This is a genomic window from Pseudomonas sp. M47T1, assembly GCF_000263855.1.
Lineage (GTDB): Bacteria > Pseudomonadota > Gammaproteobacteria > Pseudomonadales > Pseudomonadaceae > Aquipseudomonas.
Window position 1 is genome coordinate 308919 of the sequence record NZ_AJWX01000001.1, and the last position, 19739, is coordinate 328657.

The window sequence follows — 19739 nt, forward strand, 5'->3', positions numbered from 1 at the left end:
TCTGTTGCGTCAGGCCATTACCACTTGTAGGTGGCGCTGGCGACAACACTGCGCTGGTCGCCGTAGTAGCAGTAGTAGCCGTCGCAGGTGGAGATGTAGTCCTTGTTGAACACGTTCTTGGCGGTCAGGCCCAGCGAGGCGCCTTTCAACGAGTTCGACAGCACGCCCAGGTCGTAGTGGGCGGAGGCGTCGAACACGGTGTAGGCGTTGGCCTTGCCCAGCCAGGTGTTGGCCCGGTCGCCGTAGGTGTTGCCGGTGTAGCGGGCGCCGCCGCCGATGCCGAAGCCTTCCAGCAGGCCTTGGTGCCAGGTGTAGTCGGTCCACAGAGAGGCTTGTTGGTTAGGCATCAGAGGCAGGCGGTTGCCTTTGTACAGACCGTCCTGCACATCAGACTTGGCCAAGGTGTAAGAAGCGATCAGCTTGAGGTTGTCGGTCAGGTCGGAAACGGCTTCCAGCTCCAGGCCTTTGACTTTCACTTCGCCCGTCTGGCTGGTGACAGGGATGCCGCCAACGTTGTTAGTGACGGAAACGTTCTTTTGCGTCAGCTCATATATAGCGGCGGTCAGCAGCGTCTTGGAGCCCGGCGGCTGGTACTTGATGCCCAGCTCCCACTGCTTGCCCTGGGTTGGCTTGAACGAGCTCACGGCGGTCATGTCTGCGCCGGTGGTGGGCTGGAAGGATTCGGCGTACGACAGGTAGGGCACGAAGCCCGAGTCGAAAACATAACTGACGGCCGAGTTGAGGCTGAAGTTGCTGTCGCGTTCAGTGTTGGTCGCGTTGTTTTCGTTGTGGAACTTGGTGCCGGTGTGTACCCAGTCCTCGCGGCCACCCAGCGTGAAGCGCCACTGGTCCAGGGCCATCTGGTCCTGCACGTACACGCCAGTCTGAGTGGTTTTCTGATCGTAGTCGTAATACGCATCTGCGCGCGAAGGGCGCGTGATGGTGTCGGTATAGACCGGGTTCACCACGTTGATGTCCGGCACGTTGAAGCCGTAGATCGACAGATAATTGGAGTTGATACGTTGCAGGTCGGTACCGATCAGCACGGTGTGGGTGATATCACCGGTGGCAAAATCAGCCTGGAAGTTGTTGTCCATGGCGAACTGGCTAATGTCTTCGTCGACGTTGGTGCTCAGGCGGCCAACGTTGCCGGCGGCATCAACGGTATAACCGGGCAGCCCGGGGATGTAGCTGTTGACGGTGATGGTCTGAAATTCCAGGTCCGTCTTGGTGTAACGAACATTCTGGTGGAACTGCCATACGTCATTGAAACGATGCTCGAACGCATAGCCCAGCGCGTAGTACGTGCGGTGGTAGTAATCGTAATTCGGGTCGCCCAAGTCTTTGTGATGAGAGATATCACCCAATGGCGAGCTGATCTTGGTGCCCTGGATCGGCAGGAACTGGCTGGTCGCACCCGTTTCGTCGTGGGTGAACTGGCTGAGTAGGGTCAGCTTGGTGTCCGGGTCGATGTTCCAGGTCAGGCTGGGGGCAATGTTGTAGCGCTTGTTGTCGATGTGGTCGATCTCGGTGCCACTGTCTCGCAGCACACCGCTGATGCCATAGAGGAACTTGCCCTCATCATCGATCTTGCCGGTGCTGGCGAAGTCAACCTGGCGCCAGTTGTCGCTGCCATATTGCAGCGATATTTCATGGCTGGCTTCATCGCTTGGGCGACGGCTGACCATGTCCAGCAGGCCGCCAGGCGGCGTCTGGCCATAAAGCGACGAGGCCGGACCGCGCAGCAGGGCAATGCGATCAAGGTCCCAGGTTTCGATTTTCGGCGTGGCGTAGACACCTTTAGGCAGGGGTAAACCATCAAGAAACTGAGTCGGCTCGAAACCGCGCACGCGCAGCCAGTCGTACCGCGTATCGCTGCCATAGCTGGCCGAGACGATGCCGGGCATGTACTTCACCGCGTCTTCCAGGGTCTGTACGCCACGGTCGTCCATCTGCTGGCGGGTGGCCACGGAGATGGAGCGCGGTGCTTCCACCAGCGCAGTATCGGTCTTGGTCCCTGCCGCCGTGCGGGTCGCCAGGTAGCCGCTTACCGGGCCCCAGGCACTTTCGGAGTCGCTGGCCGCATTTACGTTGGTGTCGGGCAGCGCCAGTGTCCCTTCTGGCGTGGCGATCAACGTGAAAGTCCCGGCGCTGGTCTGCACCAGTTGCAGGCCGCTGCCGGCCAATGCCTGGCGCAGGGCGCCGGCAGCATCGAACTGGCCCGTTACCGGCGCGCTGGTCTTGCCCGCCACCAGGCCCGGCTCTACGGCCAGCACCAGGCCGGCACCGCTGGCGATCTGGTTCAGGGTGCTGGCCAGGGGCGCTGCCGCCAGGTTGTAGCTGCGCACCTGGGTGGCCTGTTCGGCGGCCTGTAGCGCAGTACTGATCATGGGGACGGCAAGGGCAATGGCGACAGCCATGAGGCTGGGCCGGAGCAGGGATTCGAACGAGCGGGACATGCGGCACTCCTGACAGGGAATATTTCTCAATTGCCTCTGTGCCGGACGAGATTCGAAAAGTGATAGGGCTGATCGAAAATAATTTAGATTTAGATCCGCTACAGCTTCTGCGTGGTGGCGGGACGCGCTTCCAGGGTGACCCACCAACGGGTGTGTTTTTGGATCTGGATCGGCAGGGTGGGCAGCAGGGCGCGCAGGGCCAGGTCGGTATCGTTGAGCGGGAAGCTGCCGGTGATACGCAGGTCGGCCACCTTGGCGCTGACGCCCAGGTGGCCCGGGCGGTAGCGCGACAGCTCTTGCGCCAAGTCGCCCAGGCGAGCGTTATCCACCACCAGCATGCCGCGGGTCCAGGCGTCAGCGCCGGGGTTCAGGGCCACCGCTTCGCTGAGGGCATCGCGTTGCATCAGCATTTGCTGCCCTTCGTGCAGCACGATCTCGCCGGGGAGTTCACGGGCGTGGGCGGCCACGGCCGACTTCAGCACGCCCAGGCGCGTGCCGTGTTCTTCACGACGCACCAGGAAGCGCGTGCCCAGAGCCCGCAGGCGGCCATCGCGGGTTTCGACGATGAACGGCCGCTGCTCGCCGGCAGGGTGGCCGGTTTGCACCATGATCTCGCCTTCGCGCAGCACAATCAGGCGCTGGTCCTGGTCGAAACGCACGTCGATGGCGCTGTGGGTATTGAGTTCCACCTGGGTGCCGTCGGCCAGGGTCAAGGTGCGCTGTTCGCCGGTGGCGGTGCGCTGGTCAGCCAGCCAGTAGCCCACAGGCAACCACTGCTTCACGCCGAACGAGGCCAGGCCCAGCACCAGCACCACGCTGGCCAGGCCGCTGCCCAGTTTGCGCACGCGCTTGCGCGCCTGTTCGGCACTGCTGAGCAGCGCCTTGCGCCCGGCGGCCGGGGCCACGCGCAAGCGCTGGTCGAGCATGCCCAGTTGCTGCCAGGCACGCGCGTGTTCTTCATCGGCGGCATGCCAGCGGGCGAATTCGTCCTGCTGGGCCGCACTGCTGCCGTCCAATGCCAGTTGCCACTGGATGGCGGCGTCCAGTACCCGTGCGCAAACCGGGCCAGTGGGGCTCATGTCGGCTCCCCGTACAAGGCGATGTAGCACTGGCGGATGCCCTGGGCCAGGTATTGCCGTACCCGCGGCACTGATACACCCAGGCGCTCGGCGATGTCGGCGTGGCCCAGGCCTTCCAGGCGGTTGAGCAGGAAGGCCGAGCGCGCCTTGCTCGACAGCTTGGCGAGCATGTGGTCGATGGCTTGCAGGTCTGCGAGGATCAGTTGCTGTTCTTCGGGGGAAGGTTGTTCGGCTTCCGGGATCAGCATGAGTTCAGCCAGATAGGCCTGTTCCAGTGCGGCGCGGCGGAAATGGTCGAACAGCAGCCCTTTGGCGATGGCGGCCAGAAATGCCCGTGGCTGGCGCGGTGCGCTGAGCTGTTCGCGGCCCAGCAGGCGCACGAAGGTGTCTTGGCTGAGGTCTTCGGCGCGTTGTGCGCAGGCGATGTTGCGCCTCAGCCAGGCAAGCAGCCAGGCGCGGTGGTCGCGGTACAACGCACCCACCAACTCACCATGAGGGCTTTGGGCTGACGACAAGACGTTCCCCGAATGCAAGTGTTCAAACTAACGAGAATTATTCGCGATTGTGTCAGGGATGATGTCGTAGTGCAATTGGCGTTCGTCGGTGGAAATGGTTCGCCTGGCCCGTCTGTGTGGGCGGTATCTCTGGAACACTGCGGTGAGGCCTTCGCGGACACGCTCCGCTCCTACAGCGACGCAGGCGGCGCGGTATTACAGGCCAGGCATGGCCTGCCGTCGCCGCCACTGGCTCAGCCGCTCCAGCAACAGCCCGGGGCTGTCCAGCCCCAGCCGCTGGGCCTGGCTGAACAGAATCAACAGCAGTTGCGCGGTGACAAACGCATCGGCGCTGGCGTTGTGACGTTCGTCCACCTGCAGACCGAACTGGGCAATCCAACCGTCCAGCGAGGCTTCGCGCACGACTTTCTGCGGGTTGAGCAGGGGTGCCAGTTCGGCCACGTCGATAAACTCATGTTGCAAGCGGTACCCCAGGGTGTCCTTCAGGGCACGGCCCAGCATGCGCTGGTCGAACGGCGCGTGGAACGCCAGCACCGGGCTGTCGCCGACAAACTCCATAAAGTCCAGCAGGCCCTCCACCGGGTCGCAGCCGGCGGCGATGGCGTCCGGCCCCAGGCCGTGCAGCAACACACTGGGCCCGGGCTTGTGCCCAGGGCGTTGCAGGGTGCATTCGAACTGCTGGGACAGGTCGATGGCGCCGTCCTCGATCACCACGGCGCCGATGGACAGCACCTGGTCCCGGTTGACATTCAGGCCCGTGGTTTCCAGGTCCAGCACCACCCAACGTTGGGTGCGCAGGCTGCCGGGGGCCAAGGCTGCGGGGCCGCCCAGGCGTTGCAGGGCCAGTTGTTGCGCGGGGTTGAGGGTAGGGCTGGGGGCGCGCAGCCAGGCAAACAGGCTCACAGCTGGTACCTCAGCGTCAGGCTGCCTTGCAGGCGTTGTGCCTGGCGCAGTGATTCGCGCAGGATGCGCCGGTCCAGGTCATTGAGGCTGTCGGGGTCCAGGCGGTTGGACCAGGGCTGGTTGTCGCGGGTCTGACGCTGGTGTTGCTGCATGCGAGTTTGCTGAATGAAGTGATAGGCCTCCTCGTATGCAGCGCCATCCAGCTTGTCGATAACCTCCCTGGCCACCAGTTGGCGCAGGCGTTGCACGGTGTTGGTGGCCTCGACGCCATTGGCCAGGGCCAGCAGTCGTGCACCGTCGACGAAGGGGGTCAGGCCCTGGGCCTTGAGGTCCAGGGTGCCCGCCTTGTCGGTGCCCTTGCGGCTCAGCACGAATTCCCGGAAGCGTCCCACTGGCGGCCGCTGGCGCAGGGCGTTGTCTGCCAGCAAGCGCTGGAACAGACGGTTGTCGGCCACCTGCTCCAGCACCTGGCGGCGCAGTTGTGCGCAGCCCTGTTCGTCGCCCCACACCACGCGCAAGTCGAAATAGATGTTGGAACCCAGCAGGCTTTCCGGCGTGGCCTCGCGCACGAAGGTCGCGAAGCGCCGTGACCACTCGGCACGTGACAGGCACAGCTCGGGGTTGCCGGCCATGATGTTGCCGGTGCAAATGGCAAACCCGCACTGGGCCAGGTTGAGGTTTATCTGGTGGGCAATGGGCAGCAGCTTGCCGCGTATCTCGGCGGCGTGGGCCGCGTCCCGGGCTTCGAACAGAATGCCGTTGTCCTGGTCGGTGAACAGCGTTTGTTCCTGGCGCCCCTCGCTGCCGAAGCACAACCAGCTGAAGGGCACGCCGGGGTCGCCCTTGTCGCGCAGCACCAGCTCGATCACCCGGCACACGGTGTGGTCATTGAGTAGGGTAATGATGTGGGTGATCTGCGTGGACGAGGCGCCATGGGCGAGCATGCGTTCAACCAACTGGCTGATGTCGCCGCGCAGGCTGACCAGTTGCTCCAGGCGCGACGCGTTGCGAATGGTGCGGGCCAGGTGCACCAAATCCACCCGTTGCAGCGAGAACAGGTCGCGCTCGGACACCACGCCGCACAGGCGCCCGTCCCGCACCAGGCAGACGTGGGCGATATGCCGCTCGGTCATGGCAATGGCCGCATCGAAGGCACTGGCGTCGGGGCTGAGGTAGAAGGGCTTGGCAATCATGTGGCGGCCGATGGGCTGATTGAAATCAGCATCGATATTGGCTACCACCTGGCGCAGGTCGCGCAGGGTGAAAATGCCCTGCGGATAACGGTGCTCGTCGACAATCACGATACTGCCTACCTGCTGTTCATGCATCAGGCCCACGGCCTCGCGCAAGGGCATGTCGGCATCGCAGGTGACCGGGTGGCGCATGGCCAATTCGCCCAGGCGGGTATTGAGGGAATACTGAGTGCCCAGGGTTTCGGCTGCGCGGCGTTGCACTTGCAGGTTGACCTGATCGAGCAGGCTGCTGACGCCACGCAAGGCGAAGTCGCGAAAGGGCGCCGACAGGGCAAACAGCTTGATGAAGGCGACCTTGTGCAATTGCAGGCAGAAGGTGTCCTGGGCCGCCAAGTGCTCGGTGCGCGTGGCCCGCTCGCCCAACAGGGCTGCCAGGGGGAAGCATTCGCCGGTGGTGATTTCGAAGGTAGTCTCGGTGCCGCGTTTCGACGTGTGCGCACGCTCGCCCACTACTTGCCCCTGCTTGACCACGTAGAAGTGTTCCACCGGCCCGTCGGCAGGCTTGATGATGCTCTCGCCGGCGGCGTAGAAACGCAGTTGGCATTGCTCTACCAGGTAGGCCAGGTGAGCCTGGTCCATCTGGTTGAAAGGCGCATGGCGCTGCAGGAATTGCAGGGTTCCCTGGATGTTCTGCAGCACTGCTGTCTTGCCCGCCAGGGCATAGGCGTCGGGTTTACTCATGTCCATGACCGCATTGTTCTTATCGTTCAACATGGTCGGCTTCATGGGCGGTGGATCACATTGGACGTAAGTCTAAAAAAAATGCTTCAACTGCGTCGTATTCCTAGACATCATGCTGCTCTTCACGTGATGACCCGACGAAGTGCACAGGTAAAACCACTGGTCTGCGGTCTCAACCAGGTGGTGCATCTGGTTTTCCCTATGATGAGAGGCGTATGTCCGATCACGATATTTTGAGCGATGCCGAGCGCGAGGCACTCAGTGCTGTCATGCAAGTGCCGGATCTGCCCCCACAGCAGGCTTTGATCGTCGACGACGATCAGGCATCGCGTGACCTGCTGGCTGAGATTCTCAGCTTGCAGGGTATCCCCTGCGTTACTGCCGCAAGCGCTGTCGAGGCGTTGAAACTGCTTGCCTCCAATAAATCCATCGGCCTGTTGGTGACGGACCTGCGGATGGCGCCGGACACCGGCCTGGACCTGATTCGCAAGGTGCGTGAATCCGATCGCGCGGCGCTGTCGATCATCATCATGTCGGGGGATGCGGGGGTGAAGGATGCGATTGCCGCCATGCACCTGAGCGTGGTGGATTTCCTGCTCAAGCCCATCGATAGCCAGCACTTGGCCCGGTTGGCCAAGAAGGAGCTCGGCCTGGAGTAAACAACGTGGGAGCTGGCTTGCCAGCGAGCTTTTCAGGGTTGCGGTGCGCCCAAAAACTCGCCGGCAAGCCAGCTCCCACGGTCAGCTTGGTTACAGCCCGTTGCGGGCCTTGAACTCACGACGTTTGCGATGCAATACCGGCTCGGTGTAGCCGTTGGGCTGCTTTGCGCCCTCGATCACCAGTTCCACCGCTGCCTGGAAGGCGATATTGCTATCGAAGTCCGGTGCCAGTGGGCGGTACAGCGGGTCGTTGGCATTCTGGCGATCCACCACCGGTGCCATGCGCTTCAGGCTTTCCAGAACCTGCGCCTGGCTGGCAATGCCATGACGCAGCCAGTTGGCCAGCAGCTGGCTGGAAATGCGCAGGGTGGCGCGGTCTTCCATCAGGCCCACGTCGTGGATGTCCGGCACTTTCGAGCAACCCACGCCCTGGTCTACCCAACGTACCACGTAACCGAGAATGCCTTGGCTGTTGTTGTCCAGTTCGTTCTGGATTTCCTCGGCCGACCAGTTGGTGTGCTTGGCCAGCGGGATGGTCAGGATGTCGTCCACCGATGCAGGAGCACGCTTGGCCAGTTCAGCCTGGCGGGCGAACACGTCCACCTTGTGATAGTGCAGGGCGTGTAGCGCAGCCGCGGTAGGCGACGGCACCCAGGCGGTGTTGGCGCCTGCCAGCGGGTGGGCGATCTTCTGCTCCAGCATGGCGGCCATCAGGTCAGGCATGGCCCACATGCCCTTGCCGATTTGCGCACGACCTTGCAGGCCGGTCTTCAGGCCGATGTCGACGTTGGAGTTCTCGTAGGCACCAATCCATTTTTCGGCTTTCATGACAGCCTTGCGCACTACGGCGCCGGCTTCCATGGACGTGTGGATCTCGTCGCCGGTGCGGTCCAGGAAGCCGGTGTTGATGAACACCACGCGCTCGCTGGCCGCCTTGATGCAGGCCTTGAGGTTCACCGTGGTACGGCGTTCCTCGTCCATGATGCCGACCTTGAGGGTGTTGCGCGGCAGGGCCAGGACTTCTTCGATGCGGCCGAACAGCTCGTTGGTAAACGCGGCTTCTTCGGGGCCGTGCATTTTCGGCTTGACGATGTATACCGAGCCGGTGCGGCTGTTCTTGCGGCTGTTGTTGCCGTTCAGGCTGTGCGTGGCGGCAAGGCTTGTGACCAGGCCGTCGAGAATACCTTCGGGCACTTCGTTGCCCTGGGCATCGACGATGGCATCGATGGTCATCAGGTGGCCCACGTTGCGCACGAACAGCAGCGAACGGCCGTGCAGGCTGACTTCGCCGCCGTCCGCCGCGCTGTAGTGACGGTCGGCGTTCATGGTGCGAGTGAAGGTAGTGCCCGCCTTGGCCACTTCTTCAGCCAGGTCGCCTTTCATCAAGCCCAGCCAGTTGCGGTAGATCACCACCTTGTCGTCGGCGTCCACGGCGGCAACCGAGTCTTCGCAGTCCATGATGGTGGTCAGGGCCGCTTCCATCAGCAGGTCCTTCACACCGGCGGCGTCGGTCTGGCCGACCGGGCTCTGGGCGTCAATCTGGATTTCGAAGTGCAGGCCGTTGTTCTTCAGCAGTACGGAGGTGGGCGCGCTGGCGTCGCCCTGGTAGCCGATCAGCTGGGCATCGTCGCGCAGGCCGGTGTTGCTGCCGCCCTTGAGGGTGATCACCAGCTTGCCGTCGACGATCTTGTAGGCGGTGGAGTCCACGTGAGAGCCGGCAGCCAAAGGCGTGGCTTCATCGAGGAAGGCGCGGGCGAAGGCAATCACCTTGTCGCCACGGACCTTGTTGTAGCCCTTGCCTTTCTCGGCGCCGCCTTCTTCGCTGATGGCGTCGGTGCCGTACAGCGCGTCATACAGCGAGCCCCAGCGGGCGTTGGAGGCGTTGAGGGCAAAGCGGGCGTTCATGACCGGCACCACCAGTTGCGGGCCTGCCATACGAGCAATTTCATCGTCGACGTTTTGCGTCGTGGCCTGGAAGTCCGCCGCTTCTGGCAGCAGATAACCGATTTCCTGCAGGAAGGCCTTGTAAGCCGGGGCGTCGTGCGCCTGGCCCTGGCGTGCCTGGTGCCAGCCATCGATCCTGGCTTGCAGGTCATCACGTTTGGCCAGTAGCGCTTTGTTCTTTGGAGCGAGGTCGTTGATGATCTTTTCCGCCCCGACCCAGAACTGATCGGCGTTGAGGCCGGTTCCGGGAATGGCTTCGTTGTTCACGAAGTCGAACAGGACTTTGGCGACCTGAAGGCCACCGACTTGAACGTGTTCAGTCATTGCTTGCCTCACTCTGCTCAGCTATTCAGCTCTTGTATTAAAGCCTGTAGCGCTTCTCTAAATACGTTGCCAGAACGTGCCCTGACGGGCGGCTGGGCGGGCCCGCAGGCGCATGCCAGCAGGCTTGACGTATTTTCACAGGCGCCTCGGCAGACATCGATCCAACATTATGTAGTCCGCGCTGCGGCATACTACATGATGATTTGCGGTTGTGAAAATCAGACTAAATACGTCGATCTGCGACCGTTTTTGGACTACCGGTCACACTACGAATCGTATGTTCTCAAAACTTTGGGCAATTGTTCCAGATAAATCTAAAAACCGTACACAGCTTTTAGTCTTATCTGCTACCGCACGTCGCGCCGGGGCTGCCTATACTCAATCGACCCACAACGAGAGGTTGGCAGCGTGGACCATTTAGTATTGACGGTTTTTGCCCCGGACAAGCCCGGCCAGGTCGAACGGATCGCCCAGTGCGTGGCCGACCACAATGGCAACTGGCTGGAAAGCCGCATGTCGCGCATGGCCGGGCAGTTTGCCGGGATATTGCGGGTAGCGGTGCCGGCAGAGAATTACGACGAGCTGGTGGATGCCTTGATGGCATTGTCGGCCCGGGGCATTCGTGTGCTGATCGCCGAAACCGGCGTGGAGCAGAGCTGCACCTGGAAGCCCATTGCCATGGAGCTGGTGGGCAATGACCGTCCCGGTATCGTCCGTGACATTACCCGGCTGCTGGCCGAGCAGGGGGTCAACGTCGAGCGACTGGTGACCGAGGTGCGCCCGGCACCCATGAGCAGTGAACCGCTGTTTCATGCCGAAGCGGTGCTGGGGTTGCCGCTGACGTTGTCGATGGATCAGTTGCAAGGGCGGCTTGAGGCCCTGGCCGACGATTTGATGGTAGAGCTGGTGCTGCGCTCGGAGCCATGAAAGTTGTTCATCTTAATCTTGCACCTGCCTGTGGATAAGCTGGGGGAACACAGCGCAAACGCACGCGGGCCGGGCATCTCCGCGATATGGCTAAAAAACGAGCAGTTTCAGAGGCTTGTGCACAAACGGCGGGGATCGAGCTGTGGATAACCTTGGGGTAGTCCTTTGCAGGCCACGAGAACCGTGGCTTGCAAGGATTTGATCGTTTTCTGATCAGTGTTTTCGACGCACATTCACCACCGCATCCAGGCTGTAGATCGCCAGCCCGGCCCATATGAAGCTGAACGCCACCAGCGCATTGGCCGACAGCGGCTCGTGGTATTTGAACACCGCCAGCAGCAGCACCAGGGTTGGCGCCAGGTACTGCAGGAAGCCCAGGGTGGTGTAGGGCAGGTGGCGGGCCGCGGCGTTGAAGCTCACCAGCGGCACCAGTGTGATGGGGCCGGCGGCCAGCAGCCACAGGCCGTCGGTGGTCAGCCAGAAGTCTGGCTGGGCGCTGGGCACGCTCGGATTGCAGGCCAGCCACGCCAGCGCCAGGGGCACCAGCAGCCAGGTTTCCACCACCAACCCGGGCAACGCAGCTACGGGCGCCTGCTTGCGAATAAGCCCGTAGAACCCGAAGGTCAGCGCCAGGGCCAGCGACACCCAGGGCAGGCTGCCCACTTGCCACACCTGCTGGGCTACCCCGGCGGCGGCCAGGCCCACTGCCAGCCATTGCAGGCGTCGCAGCCGCTCGCCCAGCACCAGCATGCCCAATAGCACGTTCACCAGCGGGTTGATGTAGTAGCCCAGGCTGGCTTCCACCATGCGGCCGTTGTTCACGGCCCACACGTAGATCAGCCAGTTGGCCGCGATCAGCGTACCACTGCCTGCCAGAATGGCCAGGCGGCGAGGGTTGTCGCGCAGGTCGCGCCACCAGCCGGGGTGTTTCCATGCAGCCAGCAGTAACGAGCCGAACAACGCAGACCACAGCACCCGGCTGACAATGATTTCCACCGCTGGCACGGCTTCGATGGCTTTGAAGTAGAGCGGGAACAGGCCCCAGCAGATATAGGCGGTCAGGCCCAGCAGATACCCGCGGCGCGGGTTGGCGGCTTGCATGCAGAATCCTTGTTGTTATCAGAACAGCTTCAGCGGTTCTTCGTTGAGCGCCGCCAATTGTTCGCGCAGGGCCAGCACCTGGTCGCCCCAGTAGCGCTCGGTACCGAACCAGGGAAAGCTGCGCGGGAACGCCGGGTCGTCCCAACGGCGTGCCAGCCATGCACTGTAATGCATCAGGCGCAGGGCGCGCAGCGCCTCGATCAGCGCCAGTTCGCGCGGGTCGAAATCGTTGAACTCGCTGTAGCCGTCCATCAGCTCCGACAGCTGGCCCAGGCATTCCTGGCGATCGCCTGCCAGCATCATCCACAGGTCCTGAACGGCTGGGCCCATGCGGCAGTCGTCGAGGTCGACGATGTGGAACATCTCGTCGCGGCACATCATGTTGCCGGGGTGGCAGTCGCCGTGCATGCGGATGTTGGTGTGCGGGGTGTCCCGGTAGATTTCTTCCACGCGCTTGAGCACGTCGCGGGCTACTGACTCGTAGGCGGGCAGCAGGCTGCGCGGCACGAAGTTGCCTTCCAGCAGCGTGGCCAATGAGTCATGGCCGAAGTTTTTCACCCCCAGCGCCTCGCGGTGCTCGAACGGGCGGGTGGCGCCCACGGCGTGCAGGCGGCCCAGCAGCTGGCCCAGGCGGTAAAGCTGGTCGAGGTTGCCCGGCTCCGGCGCACGGCCGCCGCGGCGGGGGAACAGGGTGAAGCGAAAGCCCTGATGTTCAAACAGGGTCTTGCCTTCATGGATCATCGGCGCCACCACCGGAACCTCGCAGTCGGCCAGTTCGGCGGTGAAGCTGTGCTCTTCAAGAATGGCAGCGTCGGTCCAGCGGTCCGGGCGGTAGAACTTGGCGATCAGCGGCTGGCCGTCCTCGATGCCCACCTGGTACACACGGTTTTCATAACTGTTGAGCGCCAGGACGCGTGCGTCGCTCAAGAAACCGATGCTTTCGACAGCATCCAGAACCAGGTCGGGGGTAAGGTTTTCAAACGGATGGGACATGCTGACTCCTGCGTGCGGCAGGCGGCCGCGTCCGGCCACATATGGTATCAGAGCCGGCCCACCTACAGGGGTGGCTGTAGCAGCGCCTGCACGCTGCGGCAGGGGGTCAGGTTTTAGGGTCCTCACTAATGACCAGCATCAGGCCGCCCCCGGAAGCGTGCCTGAACGAGAGATCGCAGGGTATTCCCGTAAATCCGTGAAGAACTTTTTAAAGGGGTGTGCCCAGCAGCACGAAGGTCGGCGCGAACGACACCAGCACGTCCTTGCCCTCGGCCAGGCCCAGATCTTCCACCCGCGCGGCGTCTTCCAATGCACACAGGGTTTGCCCGTTGGCCAGGCCCACGCGTACTTCGGACGGGCCCTGCGGGTCGACGATAACTTGCGCCACACGCCCCACCAGGGCATTGTCGCCCGCCGGCACGGGGCCGGCGGCGTCATGCAGGCGCAGCCAGCCGGCCTTGATCAGGGCCATGACCTGTACGCCGTCTGCCAGTTCCAGGTGCTCGGTGCTCTCGTGGGTGATTTGCGCGCACAGCGACAACCCGGCGCCCAGATCCAGTTCCACCAGGTCATTGCGGCCCTGAGGGGTGATGGTGCAGACGCTGCCCTGCAGCTGATTGCGCGCGCTGGTGCGCAGCATCAGGCGGCTGAGCAGGTCCAGGTCGCGCACATCTTCAGCCACTTCCAGTACCTGCGTTTGTAGTGCTTGCAGGCGCTGGTAGAGGCGCAGCACCCGTTGGCCCTCCTCGGACAGCCGCGCGCCGCCACCGCCCTTGCCGCCCACGGCGCGCTCAACCAAGGGTTTGTCGGCCAGGTTGTTGAGTTCGTCGATGGCATCCCAGGCGCCTTTGTAGCTCATGCCGGCGGCCTTCGCGGCACGAGTGATGGAGCCCTGTTCGGCAATGTGCTGCAACAAGGTGATGCGCTGCGGGCGACGGGCGATGTGTTGGGTGAGCAGGCTGGGCAGGGGCATGGCTGTCTTGGCGCTGTGGCTGTCTTATAGAGCACACGACGTTGAACCCCGACGCCGGGCAAGTCAAGGCGCACCCGGTTTCGGCGTACGCGCCAGGCAGTACACATCGACCCGCGCGGCGCCGGCGCGCAGCAGCAACTGCGCCAGCGCCCGGGCGGTGGCACCGGTGGTCATCACGTCGTCCACCAGCGCCACATGGCGGCCCTGTACCCGCGGGCGCGGGGCCAGGGCAAAGGCCTGTAGCAGGTTGCGCTGGCGCTGGCGCGCGTCCAGGTCCTGCTGCGCGCGGGTTTCAATCGGCCGCAGCAACAACTGCTCGTCCACGGGCAGCGCCAATTGCGGCGCCAGCCAGCGTGCCAACAGCGCCGCCTGGTTGAAGCCGCGCTGGCGCAGGCGCTTACGGCCCATGGGTACCGGCACCAGGCAGTCTGGCCTGGCCAGGCCGTCGTCGAAGCGCGCCAACAGCCACTGCCCCAGCAGTTCGCCCAGCAGGCGGCCCAGCGGCCAGCGGGCGTTGTGCTTGAAGCGGCTGATCAGGCTGTCCACCGGAAAACCATAGTGCCAGGGCGCTTCCACTTGGGTAAACGGCGGCGCCCGGCGCACGCATTGGCCGCATAGCAGGCCGTCCATGGGCATGGGCAGCGCACAACGCCGGCAGCGCTCGATCAGCCACGGCAACTCGGCTTCGCACGCTGCACATAGGGGGTAAGGCTGTTCGGCCGACTCATCGCACAGCAAACAGAATTGGTTGAATTTTAACCAGTTGTAAACCAGCCATCCGTGACTCGGTTGACAGTCCATTCGTCTTCCTTAAATATGCGCATTATCCGTGTCGCGCCTGTGGATATTTCCATTATCCCGGTCGCCAGCCCCAAGCATAACCAAGGAATCGCCCATGAGCGCCAGCACAACTGCAACGCTTCGTCACGACTGGTCCCTGGCAGAGGTCAAGGCCCTGTTTACCCAGCCTTTCAACGACCTGCTGTTCCAGGCCCAAACCGTGCACCGCGCGCATTTCGATGCCAACCGCGTGCAAGTGTCGACCCTGCTGTCGATCAAGACTGGCGCCTGCCCCGAAGACTGCAAGTACTGCCCGCAGTCGGGGCACTACAACACCGGTCTTGAAAAAGAAAAGCTGATGGAAGTGCAGAAGGTGCTGGAAGAGGCCGCACGGGCCAAGGCCATCGGTTCCACGCGCTTCTGCATGGGCGCGGCCTGGAAGCACCCGTCGGCCAAGGACATGCCTTATGTGCTGAAGATGGTCGCAGGCGTCAAGGCCATGGGCCTGGAAACCTGCATGACCCTGGGCAAGCTGGACCAGGAGCAGACCGCCGCCCTGGCCGAGGCCGGCCTGGACTACTACAACCACAACCTGGACACCTCGCCCGAGTTCTACGGCAGCATCATCACTACCCGTACCTACGGCGAGCGCCTGCAGACCCTGGCCTACGTGCGCGATGCCGGCATGAAGATCTGCTCGGGCGGCATCCTGGGCATGGGCGAGTCGCTGGATGACCGCGCCGGCCTGCTGATCCAACTGGCGAACCTGCCGGAGCATCCAGAGTCGGTGCCCATCAACATGCTGGTGAAAGTGGCCGGCACGCCGCTGGAAAACGCCGACGACGTGGACCCGTTCGACTTCATCCGCATGCTGGCCGTGGCGCGTATCCTCATGCCGCAATCCCATGTACGCCTGTCCGCTGGCCGCGAGGCCATGAACGAGCAGATGCAGGCCCTGGCCTTCTTCGCCGGCGCCAACTCGATTTTCTACGGCGACAAACTGCTGACCACCGCCAACCCGCAGGCAGACAAGGACATGGCGTTGTTCGGCCGCCTGGGCATCAAGCCTGAAGCGCGCGAAGAGCATGCCGACGAAGTGCACCAGGCTGCCATCGAGCAGGCCTTGGTAGAACAGAAGAGCGGCGAACTGTTCTACGACGCCGCGTCGGCCTGACCGCCGATGGCCTTCGACCTCAGCGCGCGGCTGGCCGAGCGCCGCGCCGCCGACCTCTACCGGCAGCGGCCATTGCTTGAGAGCCCCCAGGGCCCGCAGGTGGTGGTCGATGGCCAACCGCTGCTGGCGTTCTGCAACAACGACTACCTGGGCCTGGCCAATCACCCCGACGTGGTGGCTGCCTGGCGCGCCGGCGCCGAGCGCTGGGGCGTGGGCGGCGGTGCCTCGCACCTGGTGATCGGTCACAGCGGCCCGCATCACGCGCTTGAACTGGCCCTGGCCGAACTGACCGGGCGCCCGCGGGCACTGCTGTTTTCCACGGGCTACATGGCCAACCTGGGCGCAGTCACGGCGCTGGTGGGGCAGGGCGACACGGTGCTTCAGGATCGTCTCAACCATGCCTCGCTGCTGGATGCCGGCCTGCTCAGTGGTGCGCGCTTTAGCCGTTACCTGCACAACGATCCTGTCAGCCTGGCCAACCGCCTTGAGAAAGCCACCGGCAACACCCTGGTGGTGACCGATGGCGTGTTCAGCATGGACGGTGATATCGCCGACCTGCCCGCGCTGGCCCAGGCCGCCAGGGCCAAGGGTGCATGGCTAATGGTGGACGATGCCCATGGTTTCGGCCCATTGGGTGCCAATGGCGCGGGCATCGTCGAGCATTACGGCCTGGGTATCGACGACGTGCCTGTGCTGGTGGGTACCCTGGGCAAGGCCTTCGGTACCGCGGGTGCCTTCGTGGCCGGCAGTGACGATCTGATCGAAGCCATGGTGCAGTTCGCCCGGCCCTACATCTACACCACTAGCCAGCCACCGGCTCTGGCCTGCGCCACGCTCAAGAGTCTGGAACTGTTGCGCAGCGAGCACTGGCGGCGCGAGCATCTGGGCGCGCTGATTCGTCAGTTCCGCCAGGGCGCCGAGCAGATTGGCCTGCAATTGATGGACAGTTTCACGCCCATCCAGCCCATCCTGATCGGCGATGCCGGCCGTGCCGTGCGCCTGTCGCAGATGCTGCGCGAGCGTGGCCTGATGGTCACCGCCATTCGCCCGCCCACTGTGCCGGCTGGCAGCGCCCGCCTGCGCGTGACCCTGTCGGCGGCCCACAGCGAAACGCAGGTGCAGCTATTGTTGAATGCATTGGCCGACTGCTATCCGTTGCTGGAGCCGAGCAATGCGTGACCAACTGATTCTATTGCCGGGCTGGGGCATGGGCCAAGCGCCCTTGCAGCCGCTGGCCGCAGCCCTGAAAGGGCTGGATGAGCACCTGCACGTGCAGGTGCACGCCTTGCCCGAGCCTGGCAGTAGCGACCTGCACGCCTGGTTGGATGCCCTGGACGCTACCTTGCCCCAGGATTGCTGGCTGGGTGGCTGGTCGCTGGGCGGCATGCTGGCCGCCGAGCTGGCGGCGCGGCGTGGCGATCGTTGCTGTGGCTTGATTACGCTGGCCAGCAACCCATGCTTCGTGGCGCGTGCCGAATGGCCCAATGCGATGCCTGCGCAAATGTTCGACGCCTTTCTTGCCGGCTGCAATGCCAGCCCGCAAAGCACCTTGAAGCGCTTCAGCGTGCTGTGTACCCAGGGCGCTGCCGATGATCCGCGCAGCCTGTCACGACTGCTGGGTGCCGGTGCGCCCCAGGCTCCGGGCGATGCGCTGCGGCATGGGCTGGAGTTACTGGCGCAGTTGGATATCCGCGATGCGTTGCAGCAGTACGGTGGGCCGCAACTGCATCTGTATGGTGGCAACGATGCGCTGGTGCCGGTGGAGGTTGCCGGTGATGTGCTGGCGCTGCTGCCCGATGTTGAAGTTGGCCTCATTGAAGCGGCCAGCCACGCTTTCCCCCTGGAAGACCCCCATGAGTTGGCGGCTGCCATCCAGGCCTTTTTGCATGAGTCCCCCGATGACTGATCTTTCCACGCCCCCGCTGCCCGGCGCCTTGCCGGACAAGCGTCAGGTGGCGGCTTCGTTTTCCCGTGCCGCCGCCAGTTATGACAGCGTTGCCGAACTGCAGCGCGATGTTGGCACGGCGCTGATCAGCCGCTTGCCCCAGGGCCTGCTACCTCGCTGCTGGATGGACCTGGGCAGCGGCACCGGCTATTTCAGCCGCGCCCTGGCCGGCGCCTACCCCGACAGCTTCGGCGTGGCGGTGGACATCGCCGAAGGCATGTTGCAGCACGCACGGCCCCTGGGCGGTGCGCAGGGTTACATCGTGGGTGACGCCGAGCGCCTGCCGGTGTGCTCGGCCAGTGTTGACCTGCTGTTCTCCAGCCTGGCGGTGCAGTGGTGCAGTGACTTCACCGCAGTGCTTGGCGAGGCCTGTCGCAGCTTGCGGCCGGGTGGGGTAATGGCGTTCGCCAGCCTGTGCGTGGGCACCTTGCGCGAGCTGCGCGAAAGCTGGCAGGCCGTGGATGGCCTGGTACACGTCAACCGCTTCCGTGGTTTCGAGGATTACCAGCGCCTGTGTGGCGATAGCGGCTTCAACGTGCTGTGCCTGGAACAGCTGCCCCATGTGTTGTACTACCCTGATGTGCGTGGCTTGACCCATGAGCTCAAGGCATTGGGGGCGCACAACCTCAACCCGGGCCGCCCAGGCGGGCTGACCGGGCGGGCGCGCATGACCGGGCTGCTGCAGGCCTACGAGCAATTCCGCCAGCCGCAAGGCTTGCCGGCCACTTACCAGGTGGTCTACGCGGTGCTGCAAAAACCGCTGGAAGGGGGAAACTGAGATGGGGCCAGCCTATTTTATCGCCGGCACGGATACCGATGTCGGCAAGACCACCATTGCCGCCGGCCTGCTGCATGCCGCGCGGCTCAATGGCCTGAGCACCCTGGGTGCCAAGCCGGTGGCATCGGGTTGCGAGTTGACCCCCAAGGGCCTGCGCAACGCCGACGCGTTGGCGTTGATGGCCGAAAGCTCTATCCAGTTGCCCTACGAACAGGTCAACCCCATTGCCTTCGAACCTGCCATTGCCCCGCACCTGGCGGCTCGAGAGGCCGGCGTGAGCCTGAGTGTGCAGGCGTTGCTGGGGCCCATGCGCGATATCCTCGGCCAGGGCGCCGACTTCACCCTGATCGAGGGCGCCGGTGGCTGGCGAGTGCCGCTGTCGGGGCAAGCCAACCTGTCCGACCTGGCCATTGCCTTGAAACTGCCGGTGATCCTGGTGGTGGGTGTTCGCCTTGGCTGCATCAACCACGCGTTGCTGACGGCCGAGGCCATTGCCCGCGATGGCTTGCAACTGGCGGGTTGGGTGGCCAATGTGATTGATGGCCGCACCTCGCGGCTGGAAGAAAACCTGGCAACCCTGGCCGAGTGTTTGCCTGCGCCTTGCCTGGGGCGAGTACCGCGGCTCAAGGGCATCAGCGCCGCCATGGTGGCCGAGCACCTTCAATTGGACCTGCTGGATTAGTTTTTGGCTATCGGCGGGGCAATGTGCCATTAGTGTTTTTGACGTGTGTTTATTGACGGTGTCTGCTTCAATGGCACCTGTTGAAACTATTTCGTGTGGAGTTCACCGATGCAAATCTCAGGAAGCAGCGCCTACTACGCGGGCCTGAGCACCCTCCAGAGCGGCCTGAACAAGGTTGATCAGGCGGCCAGCCAGATCGCCAGCAATTCCGTCGACCGTCCGGCTGTGGGCAACCAGTCCACTAACCTGCAGGCCCAGCAGGTGCTGTCGGTTGACCGCAGCCAGCAAGACCTGGCTGGCAGCGCCGTGGAACTGACCCAAGGCAAACTTCAGGTCGAAGCCGGTCTGAAAGTGACCCACGCGGCCAACGAAACACTGGGTACGCTGATCGATACCTACGCCTGATACTGCGTTGCCCTGCGCAAGTCCTGTAGGGGCTGGCTGTGCCAGCGAGCGGTTCGACACACTGAACATCTCGCTGGCCAGCCAGCTCGCACAAGAAGCTCAACCTCCCCGACACCATTGATTCCCCATCATTCACCGCACCCATTCAGGGCCTGCGGGGCATA

18 protein-coding genes are annotated in these 19739 nt (G+C 63.5%); 8 read left to right on the forward strand and 10 right to left on the reverse strand.

Translation table 11 applies throughout. The features are described from left to right. Positions 1-17: 17 nt before the first annotated feature. From PMM47T1_RS01450 to PMM47T1_RS01470, 5 genes are all read right to left on the reverse strand, one after another. Positions 18-2459 (reverse strand): TonB-dependent siderophore receptor, encoded by a 2442-nt coding sequence (locus PMM47T1_RS01450; protein ID WP_008365095.1) that lies wholly within the window; start codon positions 2457-2459, stop codon positions 18-20. 98 nt (positions 2460-2557) lie between these two features. Next, positions 2558-3538 (reverse strand): FecR domain-containing protein, encoded by a 981-nt coding sequence (locus tag PMM47T1_RS01455; protein WP_008365098.1) that lies wholly within the window; start codon positions 3536-3538, stop codon positions 2558-2560. After that, positions 3535-4053 (reverse strand): RNA polymerase sigma factor, encoded by a 519-nt coding sequence (locus tag PMM47T1_RS01460; RefSeq protein ID WP_008365100.1) that lies wholly within the window; start codon positions 4051-4053, stop codon positions 3535-3537. Before PMM47T1_RS01460 ends, PMM47T1_RS01455 begins: the two co-directional genes overlap by 4 nt. A gap of 195 nt (positions 4054-4248) precedes the next feature. Further along, positions 4249-4956, reverse strand: a complete 708-nt coding sequence (locus PMM47T1_RS01465; RefSeq protein WP_008365102.1) for a 3'-5' exonuclease — start codon at positions 4954-4956, stop codon at positions 4249-4251. After that, positions 4953-6890 carry a putative nucleotidyltransferase substrate binding domain-containing protein gene (locus PMM47T1_RS01470; RefSeq protein ID WP_008365104.1) on the reverse strand — a complete coding sequence of 646 codons (1938 nt, stop codon included), beginning with the start codon at positions 6888-6890 and terminating at the stop codon, positions 4953-4955. The genes PMM47T1_RS01465 and PMM47T1_RS01470 overlap by 4 nt, the downstream gene beginning before the upstream one ends. Before the next feature lie 215 nt (positions 6891-7105). Between PMM47T1_RS01470 and PMM47T1_RS01475 the strand changes: the two genes are divergently transcribed. Continuing rightward, positions 7106-7549 (forward strand): response regulator, encoded by a 444-nt coding sequence (locus tag PMM47T1_RS01475; RefSeq protein ID WP_008365106.1) that lies wholly within the window; start codon positions 7106-7108, stop codon positions 7547-7549. A gap of 90 nt (positions 7550-7639) precedes the next feature. Here PMM47T1_RS01475 and PMM47T1_RS01480 read toward each other — a convergent pair whose 3' ends face one another. Further along, on the reverse strand, positions 7640-9817 hold the full coding sequence (locus PMM47T1_RS01480; RefSeq protein WP_008365108.1) for a malate synthase G: 2178 nt from the start codon (positions 9815-9817) through the stop codon (positions 7640-7642). Positions 9818-10225: 408 nt separating this feature from the next. Between PMM47T1_RS01480 and PMM47T1_RS01485 the strand changes: the two genes are divergently transcribed. After that, positions 10226-10744, forward strand: coding sequence for a glycine cleavage system protein R (locus tag PMM47T1_RS01485; protein WP_008365110.1), 519 nt, complete (start codon positions 10226-10228; stop codon positions 10742-10744). Between the two features lie 213 nt (positions 10745-10957). Here PMM47T1_RS01485 and rarD read toward each other — a convergent pair whose 3' ends face one another. From rarD to PMM47T1_RS01505, 4 genes are all read right to left on the reverse strand, one after another. After that, on the reverse strand, positions 10958-11845 hold the full coding sequence (rarD, locus tag PMM47T1_RS01490; protein WP_008365111.1) for an EamA family transporter RarD: 888 nt from the start codon (positions 11843-11845) through the stop codon (positions 10958-10960). 18 nt (positions 11846-11863) lie between these two features. Next, entirely contained in the window at positions 11864-12838 is a 975-nt protein-coding gene (locus tag PMM47T1_RS01495) for a serine/threonine protein kinase (RefSeq protein ID WP_008365113.1), read from the reverse strand. Positions 12839-13046: 208 nt separating this feature from the next. Then, positions 13047-13811 (reverse strand): TOBE domain-containing protein, encoded by a 765-nt coding sequence (locus tag PMM47T1_RS01500; protein ID WP_008365116.1) that lies wholly within the window; start codon positions 13809-13811, stop codon positions 13047-13049. 63 nt (positions 13812-13874) lie between these two features. After that, positions 13875-14612, reverse strand: coding sequence for a ComF family protein (locus PMM47T1_RS01505; protein WP_008365118.1), 738 nt, complete (start codon positions 14610-14612; stop codon positions 13875-13877). A gap of 94 nt (positions 14613-14706) precedes the next feature. Between PMM47T1_RS01505 and bioB the strand changes: the two genes are divergently transcribed. The 6 genes from bioB (at position 14707) to PMM47T1_RS01535 (ending at position 19575) form a co-directional block, all read left to right on the forward strand. Continuing rightward, a complete protein-coding gene (gene bioB, locus PMM47T1_RS01510; RefSeq protein ID WP_008365119.1) occupies positions 14707-15765 on the forward strand; it encodes a biotin synthase BioB in 1059 nt (352 codons plus the stop codon). Between the two features lie 6 nt (positions 15766-15771). Further along, positions 15772-16944, forward strand: a complete 1173-nt coding sequence (gene bioF / locus PMM47T1_RS01515) for an 8-amino-7-oxononanoate synthase (RefSeq protein ID WP_008365120.1) — start codon at positions 15772-15774, stop codon at positions 16942-16944. Continuing rightward, entirely contained in the window at positions 16937-17671 is a 735-nt protein-coding gene (locus PMM47T1_RS01520; RefSeq protein ID WP_008365121.1) for an alpha/beta fold hydrolase, read from the forward strand. Before bioF ends, PMM47T1_RS01520 begins: the two co-directional genes overlap by 8 nt. After that, complete coding sequence (bioC, locus tag PMM47T1_RS01525) at positions 17664-18488, forward strand: malonyl-ACP O-methyltransferase BioC (RefSeq protein ID WP_008365122.1); 825 nt, start codon at positions 17664-17666, stop codon at positions 18486-18488. The genes PMM47T1_RS01520 and bioC overlap by 8 nt, the downstream gene beginning before the upstream one ends. A gap of 1 nt (position 18489) precedes the next feature. After that, positions 18490-19170, forward strand: coding sequence for a dethiobiotin synthase (bioD, locus tag PMM47T1_RS01530; protein ID WP_008365123.1), 681 nt, complete (start codon positions 18490-18492; stop codon positions 19168-19170). 108 nt (positions 19171-19278) lie between these two features. Next, positions 19279-19575, forward strand: coding sequence for a hypothetical protein (locus PMM47T1_RS01535; RefSeq protein ID WP_008365124.1), 297 nt, complete (start codon positions 19279-19281; stop codon positions 19573-19575). Positions 19576-19739: the final 164 nt, after the last annotated feature.